Genomic DNA, 11,468 nt, shown 5'->3' with positions numbered 1-11,468 from the left:
TCTGATCTGCTACGTCCCCTAATCCCCGCTCTGCAAAGTTCGCGCACCCGCGAATTACTCTTTACCAGTTGCATTTCAAGGTCGCAAGAAAGTTCCTTCCCACTTTGAGCGCAGCATTGCGCTAGACTCCATTCCTGAGCGCGTTTCTCACCCGAGTCGGGTCGATGAAGAGAGGACATCTTGGGGTTCCGTAACCCGTTTCGCACACTATGTACGGGACGTTGAGCTCGGCTGCCATGTCCGCAATCGTGCAGCCGCCTCGCATCAGTACCTTACGAACGACTTCTTCCTTGAAGGCCGGGCTGTATTGTGTCAAGTTCATCGCTTCATTCCAAATCAGAGGCGACAACTAGTCTGACACTGGGGGCACACTGCGCGGATCGTCGATTTCAACAGATACTCAGGGCCGTGGTTCGGGCGCTTAATTGCTGCTAGTTCATCGAATATTCTTTCGACTTCGTCAGTCATGCGATCTCCTGTTCATTGCTCGCACCGACACCGCAGAATCGCCGGCCATGGCTGTCCTACGTGTCCGAAAGTGCTCATATCCAGACGGTTTGCGCAGGCGCACGCCCAAATAGGATCCATCAAACAGCCAAGCGCATGTGCTTGGGCGTCACGCCAAAGCAGCGCCTGAAGGCCGTGGAAAAATTTGCCGGATTGCCGTACCCCACCGCATAGGCGGCCAGGGATACCGGCGATCCTTGCACAAGACGCTGGGAATCGGTGTGCTGATTCCGTTGGCGCTGATCGCCGCCTACCTGGACGGTGAATTGGTCGTCGATGCATGGGGCGGCATGGCCGACGCGCAGGCTGGGCGACTGGCCATGCTTGACGATGTCGAGTTTCAACGCGTGAAACCGCCGCGATGCTCGTGGCTGAAATCCGCTCGGCGCTGGCGTAGCGCCTCCTCACGGCGGAAGTGGCGCCCGCCACCGCACGCGCTAATACAAATGCACCTATACAAGGTTTATGCGCTTCGAACAGGGGACATTGGCGGAGTTTTTCAGCACCCCACGTTCTCACAGGCAGCGTTGCCAATCACAAGAGCCGCCATCAAGCGCCGGCTCATTCGATTACCGCCTTATATGCCGCCTGGACGGCACGTACCAGAGAAGGATGCAGCATACCCAGCTTGGGCGTCTGTCCGTGGGGTGCAGCGGGCGGCACTGAAAACCATTCGATGTTATACGGCAGGTCTAGGGCCTGCTTGAGGTTGAACTTAGTGTCGTAGCTCAACCCGGCAGCCGCATAGGCCGCCTGATTGCGATCCCTCAAAATAGCGAATTCACCTCGGTACAAGGTCATGGTGCGCTGGCTGGTACCGTAGGCGACTCGGACGGTGAACTGTGGTGCATCATCATCAAACACGGCCAAGATCAACGCGGGCCGGGGCTTCGGTCGAGGATGAATGCCATCGGGGAAATGACACCAGACGATCTCGCCCGCGGTGGGTTCTGCCCACCATTGCAGGATCACGCCGTTTCCATGTCGAACAGGCTCGACTTCACCGACCGCTTCTCTCTCTGGGGAACCCGCTTCTTGATCTGGCGAACCTGCGCGGCCGTCAGCGGGCCATCGTCCGCCTCATATTGCGGCAACACCCGAATGGCCAGATCATGCAGCGCACGGTGGATCGCCTGCGTTTCGTCGACGCCGAGATATTCGGCTAAACGCTTGGCGGTTTCACGTGTCACGCCGGTGGCACTATCCTCCGAGCGGTAGCGAAAGGCAATCTGATTCGCAGTAGTACGGGCGGTCATACGGAACTCCTTATGGATATCAATAAGATATCCAAATTTACTCTGAACGTCAAACCGAATAGCCAATGTCGCCCCTTCTCCTTGATAGCTGGGCACGCAACCGCATGCCGAACCGGCCGAAGCTTTGGGCTAACGAGCATCGCAGCCGGCTGCTCCTGGGCGTCGCCGGCGTTGGCGCGCTATTGTGGGCCGCCAGGCAACGCCAACGATGAACCGGCGGTTCCATTTGCATTCCAGCGACGAACCCGATGCCGCCGCGACGGCAGGAGACATCGAAACCAGCGGGCGTTGATTCGACGCGGGCCACGGCCCGGAATCCGCTAGAACCGGTAATCCACCCCCGCCTGCAGCGACTGCGCATTGACGTTGCCCGTATGCAGCACGCTGTCGTAGCGCACGTAGGCGCTGGCCGACTTGCCGATCGGCAGCGTCGCACCCAGCCCCGCCGTCACCAGCCCGCGCGTGTCGCGCGTACCTGCGATGACAAAGCCCGTGCCGTCGACGGCCGTCACCGATACGTCGCGGCCCGTGCTCTGCGTCTCGTAGGCATAACCCGCCCGCAGCTGCACCGAGGCCGGCCGGTCGTTGTTGTGCAGGGTGAAGGGGTAGTCCAGCGTCACGCCCACATAGGGCTGCAGGCTTTGCAGATGCTGGTTGGCCACGCCCAGGTTCTGCGCGGTCGGGCCGGACTCGTCCGTGCCCAGCCCGTCCAGGTAGGCGTAGCGCACGCCAAGCCGCGGTGTGAGCACCACCGGGCCCAGCGACCACGGGCGGCTGGCCTGCAGGCCAGCGGTGAATTCCTGGCCGTGGCCGTCGCCGCGGGCCGAGCCCAGCGCACCAAAGGAGCGCGTGGTGGAAGAGAAGTCATAGGCATAGCCCAGGGTGCCGGCCAGGGTGTAGGCGTCGAACTGCTTCGCGCCGTAGCCAGCGAGGCGCAAGGTGTCCAGCGTACCCTTGGAGCCGTTGCCAGATTCGCTTATGTCGGCATGGCTGTAGCCGCCAGCCACGCCCACTGTCCAGCCCTGCCACTGATGATCGACGCCGGTCAGGAAGCCGTAGCGGCGGTCGCGCGCATCCGGTGCGCCGTGATTGCCGTCGATGCGGGTGTCGGTGCCGTGGGCCTGGATCCACAGGCCGTTGCCCTGGCGCGCGCAGGACAGGGATTGCACGGCGGCATCTCCACTTGCAGCGCCGGCGCCGCCGGACGACGTAGCACCGGCGGCCGCTACACCGCAAGGCCCGGCCAGCCGATCCAGCAAGACCTCGTTGGCGCCCTGTCCGGCGCGCAGCGCCGAAGAGCCCATCGCGCCGAAGATCGTGGCCTGGGTCGGCGCCACCACTACCGGCTGCACCGGGCCCGAGCCCGTCAAGTTCAGATCCACCGCGTCGGCCGCATACGCCACCGACTGCGCAAACCCCGAGGGCGTATTGCCCGCTACCTTCGAGAAACTGCCCTGGACTGAGCCTGCTTTGACCAGGGAGTAGCTCTTGGCGGTGTAGGTGCCTGGCGCGTACAGCAGGTTCAGTGTGCCGGCCAGCGTGGCCGTGCCGCCCACGATCAGGCGCGAGTAGTCCGTGGGGCTGATTTCCATCTGCAGCGTACCGCTGGGCGACTGCGTGTAGTTGCCGCCTATCGTCAGCGTGCCGATCGAGCCGCCCGGCCAGACGATACCGGCGTTGTTCACATTGCCCGCGATGCTGCCGTGGCCGCGCAGCGTGCCCGCGGCATTGACCTGCACATCGCCTTTGATGCTGGCCGAGAGGTGATCCGCATCGCCTATGGCCAGCGTCCCCGCGTCCACCGTCGTGCCGCCGGTATAGGTGTTCGCGCCGTTCAGAATCAGCGTGCCGCTACCGACTTTCACCAGGCTGCCGCCCTTGTCAGCCTGTGTCGACGCATGGGTAACTCCGGTGGCGTGAGCCACTTCCCCAAGCGTGTCGTCCGTATCGGCAAGCAGGCTGCCGTCGGAGATGACGCCGGAGATCGTATCGTTGCCCCCCAAGGCCCCCAGGGTCAGCGGCTTGCCGCCCAGGTAGACGTCACCGGCCCCCGACAGCGAGCCGATGCTCGTGCCGGTATCCGTGTAGCTGATGTCCACGATGCCGCCCGCCTGGTTGATTACCTTGGCGCCGGCCGCCGTGGCCTGATCCATGATCAGCAGCGCGCCGTGCTCCTGGTTGGTGATCGTCGCGCTGCCGGCGCTGGCGTTTTCAGCAAACGCCGTTGAGCCGATGTTCTGGTTGATGATCGATGCAGCCCCCGCGCTGGCCGTGTCGTAGAAGGCCGTCACACCACCCTGGGTGTTGGTGATCGTGGCATTGCCGGCCGTGGCGTTGTCTGCAAAGCCGGTCACCGCACTGACGCTATTGGTGATCGACAGGCTGCCAGCGCTGGCGCCGTTCTCGAAGGTCAGGATCGGATCGTCCGGGCCGCCTTCCATGCCGCCCACTACCGCCACCGGGCCCGTGCCCAGGGCGCCCGTGGTGTGCACGTCCACGTCGGTATAGACATTCGTACCACCCAGATAGGTATTGGCGTGATTGATCTCGACGAAGCCACTGCCCGTCAAGGTCAAACTGCCCGGCCCTTGTATCAGGCCGTTGAGCTCCAGGGGCGAGGAATCAAGGTCGGCCCGGATCGTGCCGGCGCTGGCCAGCGTGATCGCGCGGCTGGTGGCAAAGCCGCTGCTGGTCTCCAGCGTGCCGCCATTGAAGGTCAGGACGCCCGAATCTTCGCCCAGGCTATCGTCATCGCTGATGATCAGGGTGCCGCCTGACAAGGTCCAGGGCGTGAGTTCCGTGGTCGAGCTTAGGAGTGTCCAGGTGCCTGTGCCCGTCTTTTCAAAGGCATTGAACCCTTCGTACCTGAAGCTGTCCTCGCCTCCAATCCGTGAAACGTTGAAGCTCGCATCTTCGCCCGTCCCCCCCAGAATCAGCGTATTGTATGTGCCGGCTGTGGCATCCACGGGCCCGCTGGTGTTGCCCCCTTCGTGAAGTTCAAGTGTATTCACACCCCCTGTGAACTGGATAGCGTCGGCCTGGGATCCATTACCAGACGAGCCGCCCATGATATTGCCGCTGTTGACGATATCCAGGTTCGACCCAATGATGCCGACGCCTCCGGCACCTCCAGCTCCCGAAGCCGTGTCGCCATCCTCGCCGCTGCCACCAACACCACCAGTACCACCACTGCCGCCCGAGATCATTCCGCTGTTGATGATAGTCAGATGGTCACCGCTGACACCTGCGCCGCCCGAACCGCCGGCACCACCGCTTTTACCTGCCCCAGCAGTACTCGCTCCGCCCGAACCGCCAGCGCCCCCATATATTGAACCGTCATTGTTGAGCGTACCGCCGCTGGTAAATACGGCGCCCGCGCCACCGGAGCCGCCCGCGCCGCCGCTCACGTGGTCACCGCGGCCGCCTGTCCCGCCAGCTCCTCCCCTCAAGAAACCATTAACGACATTGCTATAAGTGCCATCCACGGTAAACAACAGGCCGCCGCCGCCCTCGCCACCGCCGCCAGCCCCGGCCCCCAAGGTAGTGAAACCGCCGCCTCCACCAGCTCCCCCAGTGACATTGCCACTATTGTCGCCCGAGGCATTCAAAAACAATCCGAAGCCGCCACCACCGCCGCCGCCTGCGCCACCGCCATCCAAACTATTGTCCGGCACGCCGCCAGCGATACCATCAATGTCGCCGCTGTTGCTGGACGCCGTACCGCCCACTGTGCCGCCTGCACCACCGGAATGAGCCTGGCCTTCATTGGAGACAGAAGCCCCCCCGGCACCCCCGTCCCCTCCGTGGCCAGTCAATAGGCTGACACCGCCGCCGCCACCACCGCCTCCGCTGGCTGATTCGGAAGGAGAGCTGTTATCGGGACTGCCGGGCCCGCCATCAGGGCTGGCAGCCGTACCACCCTGACCTCCCGCAAAACCGCTCAGGCTTGACGAGCCACCGCCGCCATCGGCCCAAACGGGCTGGGACAACACCCCCAGCACGGCAAGCGTACACGCCGCCAACTTCCAGCGCACCGGTGTGCCTGCCTTGACAGCGCGGGTAGCGGGTGTAGCGGTGGAACAGGATGGGGAAGACTTGGAGAGCGGGCGCGTATGCGCTCCGTGGACGACAGATACGGGCTTGGACATCGAGTCTCCTTGACTCTACGCAGGGTTACAGCTGCCACAGTTGCAGGATGTGCAGCGTATCGACCCTTGCGGGCTTCAGCCCTAATTCCGTAACCGTATGTAATGCAGCAAAAATCTATTGTTAAAAGCTTGTTGTTGACTAGATTTATTACAGGTATGGAGAAGTTCAAGCATCATGATAAAAGCAATAACAGAAATTGCAAGTTACAATAAAAAAACTCGTCAAATAGCAACAATACCGATAAAAAAAACAATACCGATAAAAAATAGAGGCAATGCTTCTCCATGCCGAGGCCTGGCTGCCTGGCGCGAAATCGGCTACCCGATTCGAAGTCTTCTAACTGGATCGCGGCAGCCTGCTGCCTGAACATGCCTGTTTGACCGCCTGCTGCGGAATCGACTACCCGGTACGAAGCCCGCTATCTGGACAGCGGCAGCTTGCTGCCGGATATGGCACGTTCCAGCACCACGTCGCCGCGGAATTGGAACAGCTTGGCGGGGCGGCCGGCGGCGCCCCGGGTCATGCGGCCGGTGTCTTCGACCAGCGACTGCTGGGCGATGAGGCGGCGGAAGTTCTGCTTGTGCAGGCTGCGTCCGGCCACCGCCTCGAAAGTCTGCTGCAGCTGCAGCAAGGTGAATTCGGGCGGCATCAATTCAAACACCACCGGCCGGTAGCGGATCTTGGCGCGCAGGCGCGCCATGGCGGTGGCCAGGATGCGGCGATGGTCGTGCTGCATGGCCGCGCCGGGCATCACTGCCGGCGCCAAGGCGGATACACCGGCCGCCACGGCACCGCCCTGCCCGGCCTGCGCGCGCCGCGCGGCTTCCTGCACCAGCCCGGCCTCGAACAGCAGCTCGTAGCGCTGCAGCACCAGCTCTTCGTTCCACGAGGCCTCGTCGGGCCCGAAAGTGAAGTCCACGCGCTGGCGCCGCCGGCGCCGCAGCGCCGCGTCGGGCTGCGCGGCGCACCATTGCTGCAGGGCCGGCAGGATGTATTCCTGCAGCATGGCCGGGCAGCCCGCGCGCCAATCTTCCCAAGGGAAATAACGGTACCAGTCCTGCCACTGCACGGCCTCGGAACCCTGCCCTTCACGGGTCAGGCCCAGGTAGCTGACGGAGATGATGCGCTGGCCTTGCCAGTTGGCGCGGTCGCCATCGGCAAAGGTGTAGAGCTGCTCGACATAGCCCAGGGGATGATGCGTCTGCGTTTCGACCCAGGCGCGCAGGCCGGCCTGCAGCGAGCGGTGGCCGGACTGGAACGGGCCGGCGGGCAGCAGCTCCAGGCGGCCGCGCGTCAGCACCCGCGGCTGGCCGCCGCTGACGGCTACCAGCACGGCAACGAGCTCGGTCTGTACGGAAGCGGCGGCGATATCGGCGGGCGAGTCGGGAAAGCTGGACGGATTGATGGCCATGCGCTGCAAGGAAAATTTTTATTATAGGGACTCCGTGCAGCCCCTATGCCGCGCCGCGGAGAAAACGCGCGGGGCTATCGATCAGTGCGGGCCGGCCGCGAACAGGCGTTCCAGCTGCGCACCCAGTGCAAGCAGCAACGCGTCGCAGCCCGGGGCGGCCACGAACTGTACGCCCAGAGGCAGGCCGGACTCGGCGCCGGCGCCGAACGGCAGTGTCAGGCTGGGTGCGCCCATGGCAGTCCAGCCGCGATTGAACACCGAATTACCGGTGCCGGTGGCCAGCAATGGTGCGGTGCCCGGGGTGCTGAAGCTCATGAGCACATCAGTCTCGCGCAAAGCCTTGCTCAACTCGCGCGCGCAGCCGGCAACCAAGGCGCGGGCTTCCCGATATTGCGGCTCGTCTGTCCTGCGGCCGGCGGCGATCAGCTCGGCGGTCATGGCGCTCAGCCCCTCGGAATGCCGGGTGAATTCGTTGTCCAGGCTGCGCACCGCCTCGAAACGCATGATGCAGCGATTGGCCTCGCTCAGCCGCCCGAATGCGTCGGACAGCGCTACGTTGCCGACGGGAACCCCGGCATCGAGCAGCATCTGGCGTGCCCCATGCAGGGCGCGCCAGGCATCGTCGTCGGCTTGAGCCGCATCCGGCCCGGGATACCAGCACAGGCGCGCCGCCAGGCCGCCTGTCGACGCGGGCCGCGGCGCACCGGGCGCCGCACCTTGCGCGAGCACGCTATAGGCCAACGCGATGTCTTCCATGCAGCGGCCCATGATGCCGACGGTATCCATCGAAGGAGACAGCGCTTTCATGCCCTGTGTGGAAATGGCGTCGAAGCTGGGCTTGAAGCCCACGACCCCGCAGTATGCCGCCGGACGTATGGTGGAGCCGCCCGTCTGGCTGCCCAGTGCCAGGGGAACCATGAAATCGGCCACGGCCGCGGCCGAGCCGCTGGACGAGCCGCCGGGCGTGTGCCGCGGATTATGCGGATTGACGGTCGGCCCGGGGTGGGCATAGGCAAATTCCGTCGTCACCGTCTTGCCCATGATCAGGGCCCCCGCCCTGCGCAGGCGCGCCACGGCCTCGGCGTCCTGCAAGGGCTGGTGGCCGCGGTAGATCGTGGATCCGTAAGCGGTCGGCATATCGGCAGTATCGAAGATGTCCTTGACACCCACCGGCACGCCCAGCAGCGGTAATGCACGGCCCGGCTCCATACGCGGCAGACCCTGCAGCTGGCTCCGTACCGCCTGAGCCTGGTGCCAGGCCCAGGCCGCTACGCCGGGCTCGGTCTGCGCAATCCGCTGCAAGAACGCATCCACCAGCTCTTCGACATCGAGCCGGCCGGCACGCACGCCTTCAGCCAGGCGCGCAGCCGGCAAGCTGCACAAACTATCCGCGGGCGGCGGCGATGGAATCGACATGGACTGTGCTCCTTCTTGAAACATTCATTCACCGCGCCCCCGGCGAGGCCCTTCCCTATGCAGTGCAAGCGCCACCGCAAGCTTCTTGCGGGCCCAGCCGCGGGCCCGTGCAGATACAGATACAGATACAGATACAGATGCAGATGCAGGTGCTGGTGCTGGTGCTGGTGCTGGTGCAGACAAGCATACCCGCCCGTCCATCAATCGCGATCGCGGTAGCCCGGGCTCCCTGGCACGATACCATCGGGCAGCGATTCGATGAAGGCGCATATCTCGCCGGATCTGGCCAGCCAGACCTGTGAACGATGCCGCAATATGTGCTCGATGACGCTGCGCAGGCGGCGCAGCCGGTGCGGCTGGCCCAGGATGAAGCTGTGCAGCACGATGCTCATGACCAGCGGGCGGCGCTGGGACTCTTCCAGCATCTCGTCGAACTGATCCACCACGTTTTCGCAATAGATCTGCGACGGGGTGCGGCGCGACACCGCCTCCAGCGAATCGTTCAGGTCGTGCGCATAAGGGATGGACAGTATCGGGCCGTGCCGGGTAGCGAACCATACCGGCTGGTCGTCGAGCGGCCAGTCCATCATGTAGCGATAGCCGGCTTCGCGCAGCAGGTCAAGCGAATCGCAGGTTTGGGAAATATACGGCGCCAGCCAGCCCATGGGCGGACGGCCCTCGTGTTCCGTAATGCGGCGGGTGGCCTCGGCGATGCAGGCGCGCTCTTGATCGCAGCTCATGTCTGCCTGCCGCTCGCTGTTGGTGCGCCCATGGGCGACGATTTCATCGCCGCGCTCGCGGAACGCCGCGATCATCTCGGGGCAGTAGTCGTACAGCTCGGTGTTCACCAGCAGGCCCAGCGGCAGCTCATGCTGGCGGGCGAATTCCAGCAGGCGCCAGGCCCCCACGCGGTTGCCGTAATCGCGCCAGGCATAGCTGCGGGTATTGGGCTGGGCCGCGGGCGGCCCGTAATCATTGCCCAGCCCTTCTCCGAAGGCAAAATGCTCGACGTTCAGCGCCAGGTGCAGCGCCAGCCGCTTGCCGTCCGGAAAGCTGTAGTCGGGGCGCTTGGAAATTGCCGAATACTGATAGCGGCCGTGGGTCTTCAACATGGTTTCAATGCCTCCGGAGTGGATGCGCGCGGGCGCCGCGCATCGGTCTGTGCGTGCGCCCGGCAGAAGAATGCGATGAACGCGCCGGCGTGGCCGCGCGGCGGGCCGGCATTGCAGCTTACAGTGTCAGGCTCTCGGAAAACCTGCCGAAATCGTCGATGCGCTCCAGATCCATGCAGGCATCATACAGTTGGCGCGTCACGGCCTCGCCCCACACCGGGCGGCCGAGTTCGAAGAATTTTTCTTCGAGCTCGGCCTCTTTGTGCGGATTGCCCGGCTCGCCCTTGGTCAGCTCGCAATGGCCGGCCAGCGTGCTGCCGTCGCGCATGCGGATCCGTACATCGCACAAATTGCGCTCCGGATAGGCAGCCGTATAAGACACGTCCTCGCGCACCGACACGCGCCGCGCCAGGCTTTGCACGGCGGGATCGGCCACCGCCTCGTCGTCGAAGGCCGCCAGGCCGCGGCGGCCGCGCTGCAGCAGGCTGGCCAGCGCAAAAGGGATAGAGAAGCGCGCGCCGAAGCTGGTGGTGATCTGCGTGCCGTCGAGCATGGCCGCCAGCTTGTAGGCCGTGACCTCGATGCGTTCGATGGAAGCGGCGTCAATGCGCCCCTGCGGCGCCCTGGACAGCGCGTCGTCCAGCGCATCGATGGCCGAATGCACATAGCGCCCCGCCGGGTGCAGCTTGAAGTAACCCATGGCCATCAGCCATTGGCTGCCCAGCCCCGCCACCGCCACGGCCGGGTCGCAGCGATCGGACAGCACCCCCGCGTAAACCGAGGCTACGCCGTCGGCTTCGCCGGTGAAGCCGGCTCGCGCCATGTCCAGCGCCACCTGGCCCATGAAGCCCGAATGGCCGGCGTAGATATTGCGTACCGTGGAACCCTCGAGCAGCGTATTGCGGCTGGTCGCCAGGCCCAGGGTGGCGGCCATGCTGATGAGGTTGCGCATCTGCGCGGGCGCCAGGCCATGCAGCCTGCCGGCGGCCACCGCGGCACCGATCACGCCGTAGGTGCCATGGGGATGAACCTTGAGGCTGATATTGGCGGCCCGGCTGATGCGGGCGGACACTTCGTAGCCCAGCATCACGGCCAGCAACAGCTCGCTGCCCGCAGACCCCAGTTCCTGCGCCACGGCCAGCGCCGCCGGCACCACTTGTATGCCGGGGTGCCCCTTGGCGTATTGATTGCCCTCGTCCAGCTCCAGCCAGGTGCCGGCGGTGCCGTTGAGCAATGCCGCCCGCTGCGCGCCGGCACGGCGGCCGCTGCCTATGACCCAGGCGCGCCCGGGCGCGGCATGTTGCAGCTGCGCCGCGACCAGCGCGCGCATTTCAGCCACCTGCATGCCGGCGGCGATGACGGGTATGGAGTCGGCAATGACGCGGCGCCCGTAGGCCCGTACCTGCGCGTCGACATCGTCGATCTGCGTATTGCAAATGAAATCGCTGAGCTCATCGAGATAGTGCTGCGCACTCATGCTGTTCAATCCATTCAAACTGTTCAATTCAGTCTAGCCGTTCAATTCAGTCTAGCCGTTCAGTTCATTCAAACAATGCTGCGGTCTGCGCCATGCAGCGGCTTGCGCCGGCCGGCCCGGCACGCAGCGGCGCCGCGGCC

At 64.5% G+C, this 11,468-nt stretch carries 8 protein-coding genes; all 8 read right to left on the bottom strand.

Going from position 1 to position 11,468, the window contains the following annotated elements; genetic code table 11:
• Nucleotides 1-587: 587 nt before the first annotated feature.
• Nucleotides 588-851, bottom strand: coding sequence for a helix-turn-helix domain-containing protein (locus CEY11_RS00515; protein WP_088601393.1), 264 nt, complete (start codon nucleotides 849-851; stop codon nucleotides 588-590).
• A gap of 217 nt (nucleotides 852-1,068) precedes the next feature.
• Nucleotides 1,069-1,479, bottom strand: a complete 411-nt coding sequence (locus CEY11_RS00510; protein WP_088601392.1) for a hypothetical protein — start codon at nucleotides 1,477-1,479, stop codon at nucleotides 1,069-1,071.
• Nucleotides 1,476-1,763 (bottom strand): hypothetical protein, encoded by a 288-nt coding sequence (locus CEY11_RS00505; protein ID WP_088601391.1) that lies wholly within the window; start codon nucleotides 1,761-1,763, stop codon nucleotides 1,476-1,478. The genes CEY11_RS00510 and CEY11_RS00505 overlap by 4 nt, the downstream gene beginning before the upstream one ends.
• Nucleotides 1,764-2,083: 320 nt before the next feature.
• On the bottom strand, nucleotides 2,084-4,969 hold the full coding sequence (locus CEY11_RS00500) for an autotransporter outer membrane beta-barrel domain-containing protein (protein WP_088601390.1): 2,886 nt from the start codon (nucleotides 4,967-4,969) through the stop codon (nucleotides 2,084-2,086).
• A gap of 1,361 nt (nucleotides 4,970-6,330) precedes the next feature.
• Nucleotides 6,331-7,323 (bottom strand): NUDIX hydrolase, encoded by a 993-nt coding sequence (locus CEY11_RS00485; RefSeq protein WP_088601387.1) that lies wholly within the window; start codon nucleotides 7,321-7,323, stop codon nucleotides 6,331-6,333.
• Between the two features lie 81 nt (nucleotides 7,324-7,404).
• Nucleotides 7,405-8,739 (bottom strand): amidase, encoded by a 1,335-nt coding sequence (locus CEY11_RS00480; protein WP_158215149.1) that lies wholly within the window; start codon nucleotides 8,737-8,739, stop codon nucleotides 7,405-7,407.
• Between the two features lie 200 nt (nucleotides 8,740-8,939).
• Nucleotides 8,940-9,851, bottom strand: a complete 912-nt coding sequence (locus CEY11_RS00475; protein WP_088601385.1) for a polysaccharide deacetylase family protein — start codon at nucleotides 9,849-9,851, stop codon at nucleotides 8,940-8,942.
• Nucleotides 9,852-9,969: 118 nt separating this feature from the next.
• On the bottom strand, nucleotides 9,970-11,328 hold the full coding sequence (locus CEY11_RS00470) for an MmgE/PrpD family protein (protein ID WP_088601384.1): 1,359 nt from the start codon (nucleotides 11,326-11,328) through the stop codon (nucleotides 9,970-9,972).
• Nucleotides 11,329-11,468 lie beyond the last annotated feature (140 nt).

The sequence above is a fragment of the Candidimonas nitroreducens genome (genome assembly GCF_002209565.1).
GTDB classification, from domain to species: domain Bacteria; phylum Pseudomonadota; class Gammaproteobacteria; order Burkholderiales; family Burkholderiaceae_B; genus Candidimonas; species Candidimonas nitroreducens.
The sequence above is the reverse complement of the archived record's forward strand: the minus strand, read 5'-3'. Positions and strand labels throughout refer to the sequence as shown.